Genomic DNA, 20,267 nt, shown 5'->3' with positions numbered 1-20,267 from the left:
ATGAAACGACATTTTATATTAGTCGCCAGTTTAGTACTTACGCTTGCCGCATGCGGCAGCACACAAAATGGTTACAGTGGCTCACACCCGGTGCAGCGTACAAGCACCAATGAGCTCAATTCAATTGTTTTTATTGACCATAGTTTGAATCGAACTGACATTACCAAAACCCCATTTGGCGAAAAAGTTAAAGACACCGTCAAGGTCACTTTAGACCGCAGCGGCATCACCAACACCGCGACTGGGCAGTTGGAAGTGTGGACGATGATTCGTAACCGCACAGATTATGATTTGCAAATTGAAGGCAAAGCATTGTTTTTTGATGCCAACCAAGCACCGTTAATGGATGAGTCCATGTGGCGCCGCGTGTACGTACCGGCAAACGGCACGGCCATCTACAAGGAAACATCACTCAACAATCGGGCCGAATACTTTTTAGTCGAGCTACGTGAGGGCCGCTAATATGAAAGCCGTGTTTCTGTGTGGTATGTGTGCTGCTACCTTGTTGGGTAGCAGCGCTGTGCAAGCGCAAGATACCCAAGCACAACCGATGCTGAATGACCCGTACTTTGATCGGGCCCGGCAAGCTGAGCAGCAACAAGTCAATTTGTTGCAGGTGGACAAAGCGACGTTTCGCGCAGCTTACGACAAGGCAGGGAAACCAAAGTTAGTGATGTTAGTTGGTGAACCGTTCAGTGATATGGTGTCTGACTGGCACATGCAACGTCGGGTAAGCGTTAATGCCCAAGCAACGGGCACTGAGGGCACTTTTGTACCCGAATCGCAAAGCGTGCAGGTGGGCGTTGAGCAACGCGGTTATGACAACCCACGCCGCTCCACTATGCTTAGCGCAGCCCAGTGGGATGAATATCAACGCGGTTATCAGAGCATGCTGATGAGTTTTGGCGTGCGGTTGGTCAATCGCAGTGTAGCCATGCGTTTATTGGACTCGGAAATTCGTGCGAAAACCAGCCGTAACCCGCAAGACGACAATCAACGCTTAGAAATGGACATGTTGCGCAAGCACACCAATCTGCTCATTGAAGTGATGCCATACCGCGAAACCAAAATGAACTACGAGCCTATTGGCTATCACATCACGATGACCTCGTTAGAAGACGCCACATTGCTTGCTGATGACCGCGTGCCAATTCCACAAGGGTTGTATGAATACGGGGCAACGGCCGGTGGTTATGAGTTGCAACGACCGCGTAATGTTGCTGGGGTAACCGCGCAACCAGGTGGTTATGAAGTGATTGAAGAGCAAGCCGAGCTATGGGCCGAGCAAGGGCAATTAGCCGCGCAGGCAACGTTGCAAATGCTTTACGACCGTTATCTGTAAGGCTAGTCTACTAGGCACAGGTAGCTAATATTGGAGTGACTGTGCCTTGAACATTAAAGGTTCGGTTCTGACCGCCGTTACAGCAATACTGCTGGTCGGTTGCAGTGGCAGTGAGCGCAACACACCGCAACTCGATATCAAAGACGGCGTGTATTGGTCAGAACGTTATCAAAGCTATTTGGTGGTTGATGACGCGGTGATTACCCGCTATCAATGGACACCGTCACAATGTTGGGCCGCAGATGCCGGCCTCATGCCGCGCGTATTTTCCAGCAAGTTCAATCCCGGCCAGCATGCCTGGGTTGGTGCGGGCTATCGAACCTTGGTATTGCAACGCTTATCCGATGGCTTACCCGTGGTGTTTACCCGCGAACCCTTTTTACCCAAACACTGCACGCAAAAGCCCGAGTCAGGTGCACAGCAAGTTGTTGATACACTGGCCGAGCTCTTACAGCAATTCCATCATGGCTTAAGCCAAACGGCGCTGCTGCGCTGGCAATATGAAGCGCAGCGCATAGACGCCATCGAATCCGATGTGCCATTTGATGATCAGGTCGCGTTGTTTGCCTTGGTCAGCGAAGTATTAGAAGACAGCAACGACGAACATGCTTTTATTTTGGCGCAAGGCATTCAACGGTATTATCGCGTCAGCGACTTTGAAGTGGGTGAGGCGCAGCGCGAGCAAGCGCGGCGGCAGTTGTTGCAAGATCTGCAAACCAGCCGACTCAACCACGGTTGTGAACAAGCCTTATGGTGGGGGTTACTCAATACCGGAGAATATTACCTTGGTGTACAACGGCTGCATCGCTTTAGCCCTGAAGCCAGTTACAGTGAACCCGGGCAGCGTTGCTTGCAGCGCGCCTTGTACAGCATAGAAGAAGACTTAAAAGGTGTTGCACAAGTTACCGGCGCCAAACCGAAGCTACTTATTGATTTACGCTACAACGAAGGCGGCAGTTTGTTGCTGGCCAGTCAACTCGCTAACAGTTTGGTGAACCGTGACGAAGCACTCACAACCATTCAAGGGTTCAGTGTATTTGAAACCCGTCGGCCTGATTTATCGGCGTTGCATCAGCGCGGCACGGTGTTGGTTACTGAAGTTACGGCAAGTGCTGCGGAGCATTTAGCTCAAGCTTTGCGGTTGCGCGGATTTTTATTGCGTGGGCAAAAAACTCGTGGCGCATTTTCACCGACAACCGTTAAAAGCCTACCCAACGGATGGATAGTGGGCTTGTCGATGTACGCCCCGGATGCTGTGGTGGATGGTCGTGGCGCAGTCCTTCCGGAAGGGGAAGGACTCACACCCGACGAAAACTTACCGATAGAAGTGCTGTTTCCAACGGAACCAGCACAGGACTAGCGTTAGGCATCGTTCGCAGCAGAACGCTCAGCAGAACGTTCGGCCACTTGGCTGTCTATCCAGTTGCGCGTTTCCTGCTGCAGAACATCCAGCGGAATACTGCCATTGCGCAGAATCACCTCATGAAACTCGCGCAAGTCAAAGTCGGCGCCTAACGCTTGCTCAGCTTCGGTGCGCAACTGACGTATCAGCATTTCACCCAATTTGTACGACAGTGCTTGGCCAGGCCAAGTAATATAACGGTCAATTTCCGTTTTCACATTGTGCAAACTCAACGCCGTATTCGAGGCCATAAAGTCCATCGCTTGCTCACGGCTCCAGCCCATTGCGTGCATACCTGTGTCGACCACTAAGCGCGCTGCGCGCCACATTTCATAGCTTAAGCGACCAAAGTCACTGTATGGGTCCTGATAGAAGCCCATTTCTTTACCAAGCCACTCCGCATACAAGCCCCAACCTTCACCGAAGGCAGAAATATAGGTGTAACGACGGTAATCCGGTAAATCTGACATTTCGCGTGCTAACGCACCTTGCAAATGATGGCCCGGCGCAGCTTCATGCAGGGTCAGCGCTTCCATCTGGTAGAGCGGGCGGCGATCAAGCGCGTAGGTGTTCACCCAGTAGAAACCAGCACGGTCGTCGCGGTTGCTACCGGCATAACGTCCGGTGGTGTATTTCGGCGCAATTTCAGCAGGAACCGGGGCTACTCCGTACGGCTGACGCGGGAGTTTTTTGAAAAACTTCGGGAGTTCGCCATCGGCTTTCTTGGCAATGTACGCAGCTTCTTTTAGCAATTCTTCTGCGGTTTCTGGGTAAAACTGCGGGTCTGTGCGCAAGAAGTCGGTGAATTCCTCAAAGCTACCTTCAAAACCAGTCTGTTCAATGACTATCGCCATTTCGTTGCGAATACGTTTAACTTCGTCCAAACCGCGCTGGTGAATCTCTTCAGGCGTTAAATCAAGTGTCGTGAAATGTTTAATACGGTTTTGATAATAATCGCGGCCATCAGGTAACTCGCTGGCGCCCACACTGTCGCGACTATTTGGTAGGTAATCCATCACCATGAAGTCAAAGTAACTTTGGTACGCCGGCAATACCTGTTCATCAATAATCGTTGCCGCTTCTTCTTGCAGCTGAACCCATTGCGTTGCGGTTACAAAAATTGGTTTTTTGCCGGTAAAAGGTTCAAAAAACAAACTATCTTCAGGCGCCTGTACAATGTATGCAGCAATGCTTTCTTCAAACCCTTGCATGGCAGCTTTAGGTTGGGTGTAGCCTTCTGCTAAAGCAGCTTGTAACCAAGCGGTTTGCTGAACCATGTAGCGCGGAACCGAACGTAACCGTTCTAAATAATTCTGATAGTCTTCAAAGCTCCGAAAACTGGCGTTACGCACCATGAAGCCTAGGTTACTATGAAAGCCACCTTCAGCGTTTAGCGGCATATAATGCTCTTTGTAGGTGTAGCCATCCACTAAGTTTTGTAACCGATAGGTCAGCATGCGATGGTTGATTTGATTCTGTCGCGACAGCGCAGACACGTCCACCTGTTGCAACTGAGCCAGCCAAACCTTTTGTTCTTCAGCGCGTTCGGCGAGGGCAGCGGCAGACATATCAGGCAATTGGTTACCTTGCTGTGAGCCCTGCGCTTGCAGCTTTTTGAAAATACCGTCAGCCAGCTCAGTGTAACGGCTGTCAGCGTTCTCAGCCGCTTGTTGAGTGGTCGCTGTATTGGCTTTTGAAGCTGTCTCTTGCGTGCTGGCGCAACCGCTAAGCAGCAGGGCAATAGCTGTCGCCGCTAAGCTGGTTTTAAACAGAATTTTGGTGTTGGACTGTGCGGGTATTCCTGAACGCATGATATCTCCGGCAATTGGTTCAAACAGTTACATATTAACCTATGACATGAATTTGCTAGACTTTATAATCTACATCAGTGTCAAAATATGGTAAAAACCATCATTAAAGAAAACCAATCTATCGCACAAACGAGCACGGTGCTACAAGCACGATGCGACCGACACTCAGTATTTGGCGAGGAATCTACGAGGAATCTATGACGCACGCACAGACAGGGATATACGCGGAACCCAATTTACACGGGGTGACCTTGCTGTTGAATGTCATGACGGACGACGTTGCTCACGTGCGTCGTAAACTCGCCAGGGTTCCCCAGTTGCTCGAGGACTTAGACCTACGCTTCTCAGAAGCCATGCTCAATGGCTATATCGCCATTGGCAGCGATTATTGGGACGTGGTTTACCCAGAGTCGCGGCCACTGCAACTTACCGGCTTCCCAGATTTAAACGATGGCGACCGTCAGGCTCCCCGAGAGTCAGTCGATTTGATGCTATGTGTGCGTTCTGATCGCTTCGATGTAAATTTTCAGGCTGCACGCACCTTGATGGAGTGGCTGGGACACGACGTGGAACTAATTGATCAAATCAACACGTTCCGCTTTATGGACGGCCGTGATTTGCTTGGCTTTATTGATGCACCAGATAATCCGCGTGGCATGCGCCGCCGTGAAATCGCCTTAGTCAATGACGATCCAGTTTTTAAAGGTGGCAGCTACATATTTAGTCAGCGCTTTCGTTATGACCTGCGGCGCTGGGAACAATTGAGCACCGAAATTCAAGAACATGTGATGGGGCGTAAAAAAGTTACCGGCGAGCGGATCAGCGAAGCGGTATTAAGCATGGTCACCCATACTCAAAAAGCACGTTTGGTAGACGCCAAGGAACAACCCTTGGAATTATTGCGCCAGAATATGCCGTGGGGCAATTTACGTGAACAAGGCCTGCTAGGTATGTATATGTCAGGCAAGCCGCAGCACGTTATCCATTGGCTTAAAAATCGGTACATTGCAGACGAGCAGGGCGATTATGATCCGTTGCTGGATTACATTGAGGCCGTTAGCAACGCAGCCTTCTTCGCCCCTTCAATCGATTTTTTGAAAAGCAAAAGCGATATTAGTCGTTAGATATTTGATATTAGGAAAACACTGTTACATCAGATCTAATATCTAATATCTAATATCTAATATCTAATAACTAATATCGTGGTTGCCCTTCGAAGAGTTTTTTGACGTTCTGCAGCGTGAAATCAATCTCCGACACCTTCAGCGGTGCAATGAAAATTGTATCATCGCCAGCAATCGTGCCCAGCACACCTTCTTGTTTGCCGACCGAATCAAGCAAGCGAGCAATTAACTGGGCTGCTCCCGGCGTCGTACGAATAATCACCATCACATCATTGTGTTGTATATCCAAAACAAGCTGGGTTAATGGTGCGCGGGTGCTTGGAATACCTAATTCTGCGGGCAGGCAGTACACCATTTCTTGCCGCGCATTGCGGGTTCGTACGGCCCCATATTTGCTTAATAAACGCGAAACCTTTGACTGACTAATATTGGCAAAGCCTTGTTCTTTAAGGGCATCGACAATGTCCCCTTGCGAACCGTAACGTTCTTCTTTTAGCAACGCCTTAAAGGCTTCAATCATGTCGTCTGGTTTTTTGTTTGGCATAAGTTTGGCTCAATCAACACATTAAATTAATCCTCAATCATATACAGCCAGCACCGTAACGCAAGTGTTTCCGAGCACTTACGCAGCTGCTGCTTGGTTGTAATTTGGCCGAAAAAGGAGTAAAGTTTTCGGCCTGAAATATCCCCACACAAATGGATGGAGTCTGAGATGAAAGTTGCAGTTTTAGGTGCTGCTGGCGGTATCGGCCAAGCATTATCATTACTTTTGAAAACCCAATTACCTGCTGGTTCTGAATTGGCGTTATACGACGTTGCGCCTGTAGTACCTGGTGTTGCTGTTGATCTGAGCCACATCCCTACTGCGGTATCCGTTGCTGGTTATGGTAAAGACGACTTAGCTTCAGCTTTAGTTGGTGCCGACATCGTGTTGATTCCCGCGGGCGTGCCGCGTAAGCCTGGCATGGACCGTTCAGACTTGTTCAACATCAACGCAGGCATCGTTGCGAACTTGGTTGAAGCAATTGCTGATAACTGCCCGAAAGCATGTGTGGGTATTATTACCAATCCGGTGAACACCACAGTTGCTATCGCTAAGAAAGTACTTGAGAAAAAAGGCGTTTACGACAAAAACAAATTGTTCGGCGTGACCACCCTCGACGTGATTCGTGCAGAAACATTTGTGGCAGAAATTCATGGTAAAAACCCAGCTGAAGTTACCGTTCCAGTTATTGGCGGCCACAGCGGTACCACGATTTTGCCATTGCTGTCACAAACCGGTTTAAGCTTCTCAGATGAGCAAATTGAAGCGCTAACCAAGCGTATTCAAAATGCTGGCACCGAAGTTGTTGAAGCAAAAGCTGGCGGCGGTTCTGCAACCCTTTCAATGGGTCAGGCAGCAGCGCGCTTCTGTTTATCGTTGGTTAAAGCAATGGAAGGTGACAACAGCGTTGTTGAATGCACCTACGTTGAAACTGACGGCAAAGACGCCTTGTTCTTCGCACACCCAGTACGTTTGGGTAAAAATGGTATTGAAGAAATCCTGCCATACGGCGAACTGAGCGCTTACGAAGAAAAAGCAAAAGCTGATATGTTGGGCGGTTTGAAAGCTGATATCCAAGCTGGCTTAGACTTCGTTAAATAAGCCTTTAACCTAAAAGGCTGAATCATGCCAAAGCAGAGTGTCTTACCACCCCTTGTGATAAGCGCTCTGCTTTTGTGTTTCTACTACCTGCTCATGCCATGGCATGACGCACTGCTGATGCGTTACCCCCGAGTTATCGACGGCGCGTGGTGGCAAATTATCACCGGTCAGTTGATGCATCATGACCAACCCCATCTTTGGTTCAATGTTATCGGCGTTTGGATTGGCTGGTTGCTGTTCCCTGAACAACTCAAACACACAAAGCACTGGTGGGTGACTCTACCCATCCTACTTGCTAGCAGCGCTGGACAGTTGCTGGGTGCCCCAAGCTATGAAGTTTACGCCGGCTTTTCAGGCACGCTCTACGGGTTATTTGCCTACGCAGCATTCAAGGATGCCCTGGCCAAGCAATGGATAGGCATGGTCGTGCTCGCAGCACTGGTGCTAAAAATCATTTTTGATCTCGACCAACCGGCAACCGGCGATGCAGTTGCTGTATTTGCGCATATCGGCGGTGCGTTGTGCGGTATTATTTTGGTGTTTTTAAGCCGTTTTTCTGTGCCAAAAACCTAAATTCGTGTACAATCTTTGGCTTAATTTAACTGTTGCACTGAAGCTATGAAGTTATCAGAAATCAATGCGTTGATGGCCGACGATATGTCAGGCGTAAATCGATTAATTGGCGCTGAATTACAGTCAGACGTCGCTTTAATTAATCAGCTCGGTTTGTACATTGTTAACAGCGGTGGCAAGCGTTTGCGCCCACTGTTGGCAGTGACTGCCGCACGAGCAGCCGGTTACCAAGGGCAGGGGCATTTGACCTTAGCCACCATCATTGAGTTTATTCATACTGCAACGTTGTTACATGACGACGTTGTGGATGCCTCAGAATTGCGCCGTGGCCAAGAAACAGCCAATGCGGTGTTTGGTAACGAAGCCAGCGTATTGGTGGGTGACTTCTTATACACCCGCGCGTTTCAGTTAATGGTTACGCTGAACTCGATGAAGGTGATGAAGATTTTGGCGGATGCCACCAACATCATTTCTGAAGGCGAAGTGTTGCAACTCATGAATTGCAACGACCCGGACACCACCGAAAAAAGTTACTTTGAAGTGATTTACGGGAAAACCGGCAAGTTATTTGAGGCTGCTACCCAATTAGGTGCTGTATTGGCAGACAAACCGGCAGCAGTTGAAGAAGCACTCGCGGCTTACGGACGTCACCTTGGCACCGCGTTTCAGTTGGTTGATGACTTACTCGATTACACCGCTGACAGCGAAACCATGGGTAAGCAAGCTGGTGACGACTTAGCCGAGGGTAAGCCAACCTTGCCGTTGTTGTATGCCATGTGGCACGGCAATGAGGAAGAAGCTGCACGCATTCGCTTAGCGATAGAGCAAGGCGACGGCCGTGACCAGCTGCAAACTATTTTAGCGGCCATGCAGCGTACTGGGGCACTCGATTACACACGTAATCGCGCGTTAAAAGAAGCAGAATTGGCGCAGCAGCAGTTAGCGCACCTGCCGGATTCGCCTCACCGCGAAGCCCTGCACGCTCTCGCTGCCATCGCCGTTGATAGAATCGCGTAAAAAAACAAAAACGATATAAGTTGTTAGATATTAGATATTGGATATTAGAGCTGATGTATCGAGTATTGATTGGTTGTCCAATATCTAAAAGCTAATATCGTAGTTGCATTTCGTCCCGTAGGGACATATAATTCGCGCCCTGAATTTAATTCAAATAAAGACCCTTCGGGGAAATCGGAGAAAGACATGTACGCAGTATTCCAAAGTGGCGGTAAGCAACACCGTGTATCTGAAGGCCAAATCGTCCGCCTGGAAAAACTGGAAGCGGCCACTGGTGATGTGGTTGAGTTCGATCAAGTGTTAATGCTATCGAACGGTGACGACGTTAAAATCGGCGCGCCCTTTGTTTCTGGTGGATCTATCAAGGCGGAAGTTATCAACCACGGTCGTGGCGACAAAGTGAACATTATCAAGTTCCGTCGTCGTAAGCACCATATGAAGCGCCAAGGTCATCGTCAGTGGTTCACTGAAGTGAAAATCACTGGCATTAACGGTTAATTGAAGGAGTAACGACACATGGCACATAAAAAAGCCGCAGGCTCAACTCGTAACGGTCGTGACTCAGAAAGTAAACGTCTGGGTGTAAAACGTTTCGGTGGCGAATCAGTATTAGCTGGTAGCATCATCGTTCGTCAACGTGGTACCAAGTTCCACGCTGGTGATAACGTTGGTATTGGTCGTGACCACACTTTGTTCGCGCTTAGCGACGGTAAAGTTTCTTTTGCGGAGAAAGGTCCTAAAAACCGCAAATACGTTAGCATCGTTACTGAATAATTTCAGTTAGAACGCTAGCGCAGAAATAAGAAACCCCGTCCGGAGTGGCGGGGTTTTTTCATGTAAGCAAGTAGGTAAAATCATGAAGTTTGTAGATGAAGTCGGAATTCGCGTAGAAGCAGGCGACGGCGGTAACGGTGTCGTAAGTTTCCGACGTGAGAAATATATCCCCAAGGGCGGTCCCGATGGCGGTGACGGTGGCGATGGCGGCGACGTTTATCTAGAAGCCGATGAGAACCTGAACACACTCATTGATTATCGCTTCGAGCGTTTTCACCGTGCTCAGCGTGGCGAAAACGGTCACGGCAAAAATTGTACCGGCAAGCGCGGCTCAGATCTGGTACTAAAAGTACCTGTGGGCACACGTGCTACCGATGAAGAAACCGGTGAAGTACTCGGTGACTTAACCCGTCATGGTTTACGTCGCATGGTGGCCAAAGGTGGTTTCCACGGCTTAGGTAACGCGCGTTTCAAAAGCTCGACCAACCGTGCACCGCGGCAAAAAACCATGGGCACCCCAGGCGAAATTCGCAACCTGAAGCTTGAACTGATGCTGCTTGCAGACGTCGGTTTGCTCGGTATGCCAAACGCAGGCAAATCAACCTTTATTCGCTCAGTTTCTGCGGCGAAACCGAAAGTTGCCGACTACCCGTTCACGACCTTGGTGCCAAACCTTGGTGTTGTACGTCCAGTGCCCCATGCAACCTTCGTTATCGCAGATATTCCAGGCCTGATTGAAGGCGCTGCAGAAGGTGCCGGTTTAGGCATTCGCTTCTTGAAGCACCTTGAGCGCTGCCGCTTATTGTTGCATCTTGTTGATTTAGCGCCGTATGATGAATCAGACCCAGCTAAACAAGCGGTAAAAATTGTCAATGAGCTGGAAAAATACAGCCCAGCTTTAGCCGCAAAACCGCGTTGGTTGGTGGTTAACAAAGTTGACTTGCTCAGCGAAGAAGAAATTGCTGAAGGCATCGAGCGCGTGAAAGAAGCACTTGATTGGGACGGTCCGGTGTATCAAATATCGGGTCTATCCAAGATCAACACTGACTCGCTATGCAAGGAAATCGTCAATTACCTTGAAACCTTGCCGAAGCCAACGCCAGAAGAAATGGAAGCGGAAGCCAAGGCTAGCGTTGAATTCAAGTGGGACGATTACCACAAAGAGCAACTTGAAGCCTTTGCGCAAGACGACGAAGATGATGATGACGATTATGACGACGACGATCACGACGTCGAAGTGATCTACCAGAAATAAAAAAAGCAAATTCGATATTAGTTATTAGATATTAGAACGGATGTGCCGAGTATTTATGTTTGGCTAATATCTAATATCCAACAGCTAATATCGTTTTTGTATTCAAGGAGGTTAGATGCATATTGCTTTGGTGGCGGCGATGGCTGCGAATCGCGTTATCGGTAAAGACGGCAAAATGCCATGGCACCTTCCTGCCGAGCTGCAACATTTCAAACGGGTTACCCTTGGTAAGCCGGTGGTTATGGGGCGCACAACCTATGAATCTATTGGGCGGCCGTTACCTGGGCGCACTAATATTGTTCTTAGCCGCAAGCACCAGCAACCTTACACCGACGAGCAGGGTGTTATTTGGGTGAACAGCCCACAATTAGCGGTTCGCGAAGCGGGTCACACCGATGAATTGATGGTGATTGGTGGCGGGCATGTTTACGCCGAGTTTCTCCCTCATGCCGACCGTTTGTACTTAACTCAAATTCAACTCGAAACTGAAGGCGACACGTTTTTTCCTGACTACCAGGCTGCCGCTGAATGGGAATTGATCGAGTCCGTCGAGCATCCTGCTGATTCCAACAACCCGTATGCATTTGTAACAGAAGTTTACCGTCGTCTTTGAACCTGTTTGTAACCCCTTTAAAGTGTAAATAACCTGTTAAAAACGGAATATAATTAACAAATTATTCCGTTGCGCACGCATTAACAGCTGTTTACCATGCTAGACATAATAAAAATAAAGCGATGTTTAGTTATGGTTGGTTCAGCGAGTCGACTGCGGTTGCTCACATTATCATGCGTATTAATCGGGGTATTTAACAGCCCAGCGTCCGCTCAAGTGAGTATGAACTCATTTGGTGACGATTTGGCCTTGCTGTTTTGTAGCCATGTGTTGACCAATGATTCCAACGCATTTCGTAATAAGCTTCGCGAGCATCGTCTTCGTATTCGTGATATCTATCCCCGCATTCGCTGTAATGGCGAAACTATGATTCAATTTGCTGAGCGACATGGCTCAACTGAGATTGGCCTGTTCATTGTCCATAGCGTACTGCATGCTGACCTGCAACAAGCAGGTGATTTAAGCTGGGCTCAGAAACTTCCTTATAATCATCCGATAAACTCGGTGTTGCGTGAGCGCTTTGAAAGCACAGCGCCACAACAATAGCCAAAAAAATAAACATTTACAGTTTGTTGCTTTCCTTTGCATAACCTCGCGCGCTAAACTAACCGCAATTGTTACAACTGGATAACAAATCATGGGAATTAAGGGAATATCTGTAATAGGAACACTGTTGGCTTCGTTAGCCAGCATCAATGTCGCAAATGCTGATGAAACAGCAGCAACAAATGCATCACAAGCGCCATTAGCTTCATGTTATTTAAAGAATATCAGCGAGCAGGTTCTTTGTGGCGAGCTTGCGGTTCCTGAAAACTACGACCAGCCGGAAGGTCGTCAAATTACCATTAATTACGCTGTGCTACCTGCGGTTAGCGAGAGTAAAAAAGCTGATCCGCTGCTTATCTTAGCAGGCGGGCCAGGCCAGGCAGCAACTGAGTTGGCGGCAATGATCAATCGTATGTTCAGTGATGTTCGTAAGCAGCGTGACATCCTGTTAATCGATCAGCGCGGCACTGGTAAATCGAACCCCTTAGGTTGCGAATTGAGCCATGTCGATGAGCTTGTTAAAGCCGATGATGACATACAGCTGGATCGTATTGCTGGCGAGTGTCTTGCACAGTTTAGCGAAGAAGATTTAACTCAGTATCACACCGTGAATGCAATTCGCGACTTTGAAGCAGTTCGTGAACATTTAGGCTACAGCCAAGTTAATTTATATGGCGGTTCTTACGGTACGCGAGCTGGCTTGGTGTACATGCGTGAAGCACCTAACTCAGTGCGTGCAGCGGTATTAGATGCGGTTGCACCGCCAGAAGTCGTGGTTGGGCCATTTGGTCGCCATGGCGCACAATCGTTTGAACTGTTACTTGAGCAATGTGCGGAATCTAAAGCCTGCACCGCAACATTTCCTAATTTAGAACAAACCTACGCCAACACCCTGGCTTCACTTGAAAGCCAGCCAGTGCCGCTAACTGTGGCCGATCCGCTCAGCAACGAAGCGACCGAAATTCTGATTACGGCTGGACGGTTTACGTCGGTAATGCGTGTTGGGCTATACCACCCAACGACACGACAAATGTTGCCGTACGTAATTCAGCAAACTGGGCTAGGTAACTACACGCCTTTGGTGGGATTGCTAGGCAGCGCAATGTCGCAATCTGAAATGTACATGGGGTTGACCCTGTCGGTACTGTGTAGTGAAGACCTTCCGCGAGCAACCGAACGGCTGCTGGCCGAAGACGGCAACAACAGCTTTATCGGCAGTCGCACAGCCGATGCCTTTATTGAAATGTGTTCCGTATGGCCACAAGCACCGCGCCCTGAAGCGTGGTTCGAACCTGTTTACAGCGACATTCCGACACTGCTGTTGTCAGGTCGCCTTGATCCAGTTACCCCGCCAACATGGGGTGCTCTTGCAGCACAATCGTTAAGCAACAGTCGGCATTTAATTGCGCCAAATGGCTCACATACCATTGCCGGCCATACCTGTGCCAATAAGCTTGCGGGGCAATTTATCGAAACGCTCGATGCGCAGGTACTGGATGACAGCTGCTTAAAAAATCAAAAGCCTGCACCTTTCGTGTTGAATGCAAACGGTAAAGGACTATAGGAGGCCGCGATGATTGAAGTAACTGGACTACGCAAACAATTTGGCGAAGTAGTGGCTCTCGATGGTTTGACGTTTACAGCACCCGAAGGGCAAATAACGGGTCTGCTGGGCCCTAATGGAGCCGGTAAAACAACCTGCCTACGCACTATTTATGGGCTGTTAAAGGCAGACAGCGGTCATGCACTGATCGACGGCATTGATGCCAGTAAACAGCCGCTGGAAGCGCGTCGCAATATCGGTATTTTCCCGGATAAATTTGGTTTATATGAGCGCCTGACAGCGCGTGAGCAAGTGGCTTATTTTGCCGCTTTGCATGGTTTAGAAAAGCAAGCCGGCGAAGCTGCGGTGCAGCAAGCGCTAGAACGTCTCGACATGTTAGCCATTGCCGACCGCAAGGCAACAGGCTTTTCGCAAGGGCAACGGATGAAGGTTGCTTTAGCGCAGGCCATTGTACATAGCCCTAAACATTTGATTCTTGATGAGCCAAGCCGCGGGCTGGATGTGATGAGCACGCGTATTTTACGCGAACTACTGCGCGAACTGCGCGGGCAAGGCACCAGTATTCTATTTTCGAGTCACGTCATGCAAGAAGTTGCCGCATTGTGCGACCAGGTTGTTGTCGTCGCGAAGGGGAAAGTCGCAGCGCAAGGCACCACCGAAGAACTTTGTGCGCAAACCGGCGAAACCGCATTGGAAGAAGCGTTTGTGAAAATCATAGGAACAGATGAGGGTATCGCAGCATGAGTAATTTAGTTCGCAATCCAATCCGGATTGTTTGGCGAAAAGAGCTTCGTGATGCGATTCGTGACAAGCGCTCCGTTATGGCGGCTATGTCCTATGCATTTTTTGGTCCATTGCTGATGGCTGTGGCGTTTTACGTCATGATCAGCCAATTGACTGATCCCAGCGACGTCGAGATAGACATCACCGGTGCGGAACATGCACCTGCTTTGGTTGAGCATTTAAACAGTAATGGGATTGTGGAGCGCGATAAACCTTGGCCTGCTGGGCGTCAACCCATCGTACTAGCGATTGGTGAGAGTTGGGCCGAAGATATCGCACTCGCCAAACCAGCACCAGTTACCTTAACGGCAGACTTCAGTGCCACCAAGCAGACCGGAGACTTGCGACGCATCGAACGTGCCATTGAAGGTTATAGCAATCAAATAGCCTTTATTCGCATGCAAATGCGCGGCCTCGATCCACGCGTGGTTCAGCCTATTGAACTGGTCAAGCATGACACCGCAACCAAAGGCTCGCGTTCGGCTATATTAATGGGCAGCGTACTCATTTTCATTCTGCTCTCAGTGTTCTTCTCGGGCATGAACGTGGCCATTGATATCAGTGCCGGTGAACGCGAACGAAATTCACTCGAATTGTTATTATCGCAACCGCTAAGTTCGCATCAATTGGTGTTGGGAAAGGCTCTTGCCGCGAGTTGTTTTGCGATGTTTGGTGGGGTACTCAGCGTGGTGTTAATTCCAATTATCTTCCGCTTTTTACCGCTGCATAATATTGGTATCAGTTTGACGCTGGACTGGACCATGATGTTGTTAATTGTCTTAATGCTGGCACCGCTTGCTTTGTTTGCGACCGCATTACAGTTATTTGTCAGCTTCCGCGCCAAAAGCTTTAAAGAAGCGCAAACCTATATTTCGTTTTTGCTGATGCTGCCAATGTTAGCGGTATTCGGCGTGGAGTTCGCGCGTCTTAAAAATCCAATACTCTATTACTTACCATTAACTGGTCAGCATCAAGCGCTATTGGACATTATAAAGGGCGACAGTTTGCAGTGGCTGCCCATTTTCATTAGTGCAGGCGTAACAGCGATTTTAAGCTTGTTGATTATTCGCTATATCGGACGGATGCTCGCCAGCGAGAAAGTGGTCTTCGGATTGTAGAGCAAGAGCGTTATTCGATTGCTTCGCTGTTCGTCCGCTGCGCTATTCGTCCGCTTCGCTATTCGAATAGTGCGAAGCACGGACGAACAGTGAGCAAAGCGAACGCACGATCAACGAATAACGCTGTTTATTTGATAGTACAGCCACTGACCAAGGCGCCTCAGCTGCGGCAGTGGAAACTTTGGTAACTGCGACTGATAAAACGGTAAATCGGGCATTTTCTCACCCATGGCCAGTTGCGCAACGCGCTGGCCAGCTAACTGTGTAAAAGTCACACCTGCACCGCAATATCCCATACTGGTATAAACACCCTCAGCTGGACTGTATATACGTGGATAATCATCTAATGCAACGGCTACCCAGCCACTCCAACTGTACGCTGGTGCTTCTTGGCTGAGCGCAGTTAGCGCTGGAAACGTTTGTGCCATGGCAGCCAACAGATGTTTGGTATAGCGCGGTTTTTCCGCATCACGCCCTCGAATGGCGCCGCGCCCTCCGAATAACATGCGGCCGTCAGGGAGTAACCGAAAATAATATTTGAGTGTGCGGGTATCCATAACCAGCTCATGCGGTTGCACACCAATGGCAGTGCGCTCTGCTTCCGTCAATTTACGCGTAACCAACACACTCGAGAGCACTGGCAAGCTGCGGCCATGAATACTGGGGTGCAAGTGATTCGGTGTATAGCCATTGGTGGCGATAATCACTTTCTTTGCTTGAATCACACCTTTGGCGGTGGTGAGCTGATGCATGCCATTTGCGAGTGTCTGCCAATTTTGCACCGGTGCATGCTCAACTAAAGTCGCGCCGGCTTGAGCAGCCTGACGTGCAACACTCGCTAACAGCAACAATGGGTTTACACCGAAGCTCTGCGGAAAATGAATTGCAGCGAAGGCTTGCGGGCTTTTCACGCGCGCCTGAATGGCATCGCGATCCAGCCAGCGTGTGTCGGGTTCGTACTGGCATAGCGCGTGGTATTGCTGGTTTAATTCAGCCACAGCGCGCTGGCGGTGGGCAATCTTTAAGTAGCCGCCGCGTTGCACCTGCAGTTGTTCTGGGCACGCACTTAAGTGCCGCTCTAAGCGCGCAAAAGCTTGTTGATATTCAGCTTGAATACCTTGTGCAACGGATTCACCGCAGCGCTTTTTCCATGCTGAATAACCAAGCCTTCCGGTACCTGGCATGGCGAACCCCGCATTACGGCTTGAGCAGCCCCAGCCGAGTTGATTCGCCTCAACCACAACCACCTTTTGTTGATAAGCTTCAGCCAGCTCAAGCGCGGCGTTTAATCCGGTGTAGCCCGCACCAATAACAACAACATCGGCGTGTTCGGGTAAGGCAGTAGGGCAGTCTGGCCATTGTGGCGCGCTGTGGGCGTGCCAATAACTGGTGGGGTAAGGCTGATTAGGGCCTGGGCTGCGGTCGTGAAGTGGGTCGTACATGCCAGGCCTCCAAAGGTAACTTCGTGCTGCTTAGAATTTCAAAATCATCTCGCCAGCCGTGCAGTGGCAAACGCCATCACAGACCGGACAGTGGTAACCATCGTTGATGGATAAATCATACCAGCGCTTGTCATGTTCACGAATTAGCTCACCGCCACAGCGGGTGAAGTATTCGAACGCTGCATTGTCTGGGCTTTGCATCCAAATGTGCGCCAATCCCGCCTGACAGCCAAGCTTCTTAGCTTCAGCAATCGAGCGTTCTAACAAGCCACGGCCAATACCGCCACCACGCACGTCAGGGTCAACAGCAACGCATTTAAAGTAACAAATCTGCTCAGCAGGCACCGGCCACTCTGCCGGGCAACAATGGCCATCAATGTCCCAGTTACCTGGGGCAAAAGTCAGTCGAATACCGGCCAGTTTACCGTCGGCAAATGCCAACCAATTCAAGTTCACATCACCCACACGCCCACGCTGGTCATAATCCGCCAGAGACTCAGGTGTCAGGTAATTGTCGCCGTGAACACGGTTGCCTAATTCAATTACGGCCGCGTAATCGGCGGCCGTCATTTGTTTGTATTCAATCATAAAAACCAAGTGCGTTATTAGATATTAGATATTAGATATTAGAAAAATCCGAAACATCAGGGCTAATGTCTAATATCCAAGTGCTAATATCGCTTTTGCATTATTAGTAGCGGTAGTCGTCGGACTTAAACGGCCCTTCCACGGCTACATGAATATAATCCGCTTGTTGCTGCGTCAGCTTGGTCATTACGCCACCAAAGCCTTGCACCATGTAGCGGGCAACTTCTTCATCAAGCTGCTTCGGTAAAACTTCAACGCGCAGCTTGGCAGTTTTTTCAGCCGCTGGCAAGTCAGCAAACTTCTCTTCGAACAAGTGCATTTGCGCCAATACTTGGTTCGCAAATGAGCCATCCATAATGCGACTTGGGTGACCGGTTGCGTTGCCAAGGTTGACTAAGCGACCTTCAGAAAGCAACAACAAGTAATCGTTGTCGTCATCGCTACGGTAGATCTTGTGAACCTGTGGCTTCACTTCGTCCCAACGCCAATTGTCGCGCATAAACTTGGTGTCAATTTCGTTATCGAAGTGACCGATGTTACAGACAACCGCGGTAGGTTTTAATGCCGCCAACATGTATTTATCACAGACATTCACGTTACCGGTTGTGGTCACAATCAGGTCGATATTTTGCAGTAAATCACGGTTAATGCCTTCAGCAGAGTTGGTGTTCACACCATTTTTGAACGGTGACACCACTTCATAGCCATCCATACAGGCTTGCATGGCACAGATTGGGTCTACTTCGGTAATCTTCACAATCATGCCTTCTTGACGCAAGCTGGCTGCAGAACCTTTACCCACGTCACCATAACCAACAACAAGCGCCTTTTTACCGGACAATAAGTGGTCCGTTGCACGCTTAATCGCGTCATTCAACGAGTGACGGCAACCGTATTTATTGTCGTTTTTTGACTTGGTTACAGAATCGTTCACGTTAATGGCAGGCACGCGTAAGGTGCCGTGCTTCAGCATCTCGAGCAGACGGTGCACACCGGTGGTGGTTTCTTCCGTAATGCCGTGCACTTTATCCAGCATTTGCGGATATTTTTCGTGGATCAACAGGGTTAAATCGCCGCCGTCATCCAAAATCATGTTGGCATTCCACAACTCGCCGTCTTTGCGACACGTTTGTTCCAAACACCACTCATACTCTTCTTCGGTTTCACCTTTCCAGGCAAACACAGGTACGCCAGCTGCAGCCATTGCCGCCGCTGCGTGGTCTTGAGTTGAGAAGATATTGCATGACGACCAGCGTACTTCTGCACCAAGCTCAATCAAGGTTTCAATAAGCACAGCGGTTTGAATGGTCATGTGAATACAACCAATAATGCGTGCGCCGGCCAGAGGCTTGCTGTCAGCATATTTGCGGCGAATGGTCATCAACGCTGGCATTTCTGATTCAGCGATAGAAATTTCTTTGCGGCCCCAATCGGCCAAGTTAATGTCTGCGACTTTGTAATCTTGCATGTGAAACCTCTTGTTATTCAAAAGCCAGTTCGATATCAGCTATTGGATATTAGCCCTGATGCTTCGGAGCCTTCTAATATCTAGTATCCAATAACTATTATCGGTTCTGCTGTTAACTAAATTCTGGTTCGTGCTGTAAACGAATCAACAACTGTTGCTGCCGGCTTAACGCTAAGCGTGGCCCGAAATTTGATACAACCTCTGCTGCTGCGTGGCTGGCTAATAGACCGCAGGCTGCAAGTGAATAGTTTCGTGTTAGGCCATACATCATGGCGCCGGCAAACATATCTCCAGCACCGTTGGTATCTACTGCTTTTACCGGCACACCAGGCACCACAACTTGGCGTTCGCCGTCGCCCAATAAGGCACCGTCTTTACCCAGCGTAATTGCAACTAAGTCAGCATGCTGCTGCAACTGTTGCATGGCTTCTTGTACGTCATCGGTGCCGGTTAAGATCCGTGCTTCTTCTTCATTACAGAACATCACGTCAACGCCGCCTGCTAAAATTTCATCAATGCCGTCACGGAAATACTTCACCATGGCCGGATCAGAGCAGGTAACCGCAATTTTAGTCCCATTGGCACGCGCGACTTCTTTGGCGCGGGTTATTGCCTGACGTGCAATTGGCGATGTGACTAAATACCCTTCAATATACAAATACTGAGCACGAGCAATAGCGTCTTCATCAAGTTCGGCTACCGATAAATCAGCGGTAATACCTAAATAGGTGCGCATGGTGCGCTCAGCGTCAGGAGTGACCATGACTAAACAACGACCGGTTTTGCCTTCATGCTTTTGGCTGCCGGTATTGGTGGTAATCCCAACTTTCTCGAGATCGTCACAATAAAATTTGCCCGCTTGGTCATCGGCTACTTTGCAGCAATAAAATGCGGTTCCGCCAAATTGCGCAAACCCTACCAGTGAGTTGGCCGCAGAGCCACCGCCGGATTGTTTCTTGAGTTCACCACGTTTTGCCAGTAGCTCAATAAGCCGCTCTTGGTCAGCATCTTCAATCAGCGTCATCATGCCTTTTTCAATCTGATGCTGCTGCAAAAATTCGTCCGTTACTTCAAATTCTTGATCGACGAGCGCGTTGCCAATGCCAACGATATCAATAGGTTCCATGCCTTTCTCGTGTAAGGTTCTAGTCGTGTTTAAAAACAAAAAATCCGGCTGCGTAGTATACCGCAGCCGGATTAGT

The 20,267-nt window shown here is 49.2% G+C and carries 21 protein-coding genes; 15 read left to right on the top strand and 6 right to left on the bottom strand.

Annotated features, from left to right (window positions below; genetic code table 11):
- The 3 genes from EGC76_RS02170 to EGC76_RS02160 are packed head-to-tail and all read left to right on the top strand — an operon-like array spanning position 1 to position 2,702.
- Positions 1–462, top strand: a complete 462-nt coding sequence (locus tag EGC76_RS02170; RefSeq protein ID WP_128351372.1) for a putative periplasmic lipoprotein — start codon at positions 1–3, stop codon at positions 460–462.
- Between the two features lies 1 nt (position 463).
- Positions 464–1,342 (top strand): hypothetical protein, encoded by an 879-nt coding sequence (locus EGC76_RS02165; RefSeq protein WP_128351371.1) that lies wholly within the window; start codon positions 464–466, stop codon positions 1,340–1,342.
- A 46-nt stretch (positions 1,343–1,388) separates the two neighbouring features.
- Positions 1,389–2,702, top strand: coding sequence for a S41 family peptidase (locus tag EGC76_RS02160; protein WP_128351370.1), 1,314 nt, complete (start codon positions 1,389–1,391; stop codon positions 2,700–2,702).
- A gap of 2 nt (positions 2,703–2,704) precedes the next feature.
- Here the strand turns inward: EGC76_RS02160 and EGC76_RS02155 are convergent, their stop codons facing one another.
- Positions 2,705–4,555 carry a DUF885 domain-containing protein gene (locus tag EGC76_RS02155; protein ID WP_128351369.1) on the bottom strand — a complete coding sequence of 617 codons (1,851 nt, stop codon included), beginning with the start codon at positions 4,553–4,555 and terminating at the stop codon, positions 2,705–2,707.
- A 197-nt stretch (positions 4,556–4,752) separates the two neighbouring features.
- Here EGC76_RS02155 and EGC76_RS02150 point away from each other — a divergent pair, with 197 nt between their 5' ends.
- Entirely contained in the window at positions 4,753–5,679 is a 927-nt protein-coding gene (locus EGC76_RS02150) for a Dyp-type peroxidase (protein ID WP_128351368.1), read from the top strand.
- Between the two features lie 70 nt (positions 5,680–5,749).
- Here the strand turns inward: EGC76_RS02150 and argR are convergent, their stop codons facing one another.
- Positions 5,750–6,223 carry a transcriptional regulator ArgR gene (argR, locus tag EGC76_RS02145; protein ID WP_128351367.1) on the bottom strand — a complete coding sequence of 158 codons (474 nt, stop codon included), beginning with the start codon at positions 6,221–6,223 and terminating at the stop codon, positions 5,750–5,752.
- A 168-nt stretch (positions 6,224–6,391) separates the two neighbouring features.
- Between argR and mdh the strand changes: the two genes are divergently transcribed.
- The 11 genes from mdh to EGC76_RS02090 all read left to right on the top strand — a co-directional run bounded on the left by mdh (position 6,392) and on the right by EGC76_RS02090 (position 15,567).
- A complete protein-coding gene (gene mdh / locus EGC76_RS02140; protein ID WP_128351366.1) occupies positions 6,392–7,324 on the top strand; it encodes a malate dehydrogenase in 933 nt (310 codons plus the stop codon).
- A gap of 24 nt (positions 7,325–7,348) precedes the next feature.
- Positions 7,349–7,897, top strand: coding sequence for a rhombosortase (gene rrtA, locus EGC76_RS02135; protein WP_128351365.1), 549 nt, complete (start codon positions 7,349–7,351; stop codon positions 7,895–7,897).
- A 45-nt stretch (positions 7,898–7,942) separates the two neighbouring features.
- Positions 7,943–8,914 (top strand): octaprenyl diphosphate synthase, encoded by a 972-nt coding sequence (ispB, locus tag EGC76_RS02130; protein WP_128351364.1) that lies wholly within the window; start codon positions 7,943–7,945, stop codon positions 8,912–8,914.
- Between the two features lie 186 nt (positions 8,915–9,100).
- A complete protein-coding gene (gene rplU, locus EGC76_RS02125) occupies positions 9,101–9,412 on the top strand; it encodes a 50S ribosomal protein L21 (RefSeq protein ID WP_128351363.1) in 312 nt (103 codons plus the stop codon).
- Between the two features lie 18 nt (positions 9,413–9,430).
- On the top strand, positions 9,431–9,688 hold the full coding sequence (rpmA, locus tag EGC76_RS02120) for a 50S ribosomal protein L27 (RefSeq protein WP_128351362.1): 258 nt from the start codon (positions 9,431–9,433) through the stop codon (positions 9,686–9,688).
- An 82-nt stretch (positions 9,689–9,770) separates the two neighbouring features.
- On the top strand, positions 9,771–10,943 hold the full coding sequence (gene cgtA / locus EGC76_RS02115; RefSeq protein ID WP_128351361.1) for an Obg family GTPase CgtA: 1,173 nt from the start codon (positions 9,771–9,773) through the stop codon (positions 10,941–10,943).
- Positions 10,944–11,058: 115 nt separating this feature from the next.
- Positions 11,059–11,556: a type 3 dihydrofolate reductase gene (folA, locus tag EGC76_RS02110; RefSeq protein ID WP_128351360.1), complete on the top strand. Its 498-nt coding sequence runs from the start codon at positions 11,059–11,061 to the stop codon at positions 11,554–11,556.
- Positions 11,557–11,688: 132 nt separating this feature from the next.
- Positions 11,689–12,102: a DUF3718 domain-containing protein gene (locus EGC76_RS02105; protein WP_164876776.1), complete on the top strand. Its 414-nt coding sequence runs from the start codon at positions 11,689–11,691 to the stop codon at positions 12,100–12,102.
- 91 nt (positions 12,103–12,193) lie between these two features.
- A complete protein-coding gene (locus EGC76_RS02100; protein ID WP_128351358.1) occupies positions 12,194–13,666 on the top strand; it encodes an alpha/beta hydrolase in 1,473 nt (490 codons plus the stop codon).
- A gap of 9 nt (positions 13,667–13,675) precedes the next feature.
- Positions 13,676–14,410 carry an ABC transporter ATP-binding protein gene (locus tag EGC76_RS02095; protein ID WP_128351357.1) on the top strand — a complete coding sequence of 245 codons (735 nt, stop codon included), beginning with the start codon at positions 13,676–13,678 and terminating at the stop codon, positions 14,408–14,410.
- Positions 14,407–15,567 carry an ABC transporter permease gene (locus EGC76_RS02090; protein ID WP_128351356.1) on the top strand — a complete coding sequence of 387 codons (1,161 nt, stop codon included), beginning with the start codon at positions 14,407–14,409 and terminating at the stop codon, positions 15,565–15,567. Before EGC76_RS02095 ends, EGC76_RS02090 begins: the two co-directional genes overlap by 4 nt.
- A gap of 110 nt (positions 15,568–15,677) precedes the next feature.
- Here EGC76_RS02090 and EGC76_RS02085 read toward each other — a convergent pair whose 3' ends face one another.
- The 4 genes from EGC76_RS02085 to EGC76_RS02070 all read right to left on the bottom strand — a co-directional run bounded on the left by EGC76_RS02085 (position 15,678) and on the right by EGC76_RS02070 (position 20,191).
- The gene (locus EGC76_RS02085; RefSeq protein ID WP_128351355.1) at positions 15,678–17,009 is read right to left on the bottom strand and encodes an NAD(P)/FAD-dependent oxidoreductase; all 1,332 of its coding nucleotides are present in this window, start codon (positions 17,007–17,009) and stop codon (positions 15,678–15,680) included.
- Between the two features lie 30 nt (positions 17,010–17,039).
- On the bottom strand, positions 17,040–17,597 hold the full coding sequence (locus EGC76_RS02080; RefSeq protein ID WP_128351354.1) for a GNAT family N-acetyltransferase: 558 nt from the start codon (positions 17,595–17,597) through the stop codon (positions 17,040–17,042).
- A gap of 103 nt (positions 17,598–17,700) precedes the next feature.
- Positions 17,701–19,065 (bottom strand): adenosylhomocysteinase, encoded by a 1,365-nt coding sequence (gene ahcY / locus EGC76_RS02075; RefSeq protein WP_128351353.1) that lies wholly within the window; start codon positions 19,063–19,065, stop codon positions 17,701–17,703.
- Between the two features lie 112 nt (positions 19,066–19,177).
- Entirely contained in the window at positions 19,178–20,191 is a 1,014-nt protein-coding gene (locus EGC76_RS02070) for an adenosine kinase (protein ID WP_128351352.1), read from the bottom strand.
- Between the last annotated feature and the right edge of the window lie 76 nt (positions 20,192–20,267).

The organism is Pseudidiomarina gelatinasegens (assembly GCF_004025325.1).
Lineage (GTDB): Bacteria > Pseudomonadota > Gammaproteobacteria > Enterobacterales > Alteromonadaceae > Pseudidiomarina > Pseudidiomarina gelatinasegens.
Note: the sequence above shows the minus strand (reverse complement) of the source record. Positions and strands in the feature narration are given on the sequence as shown.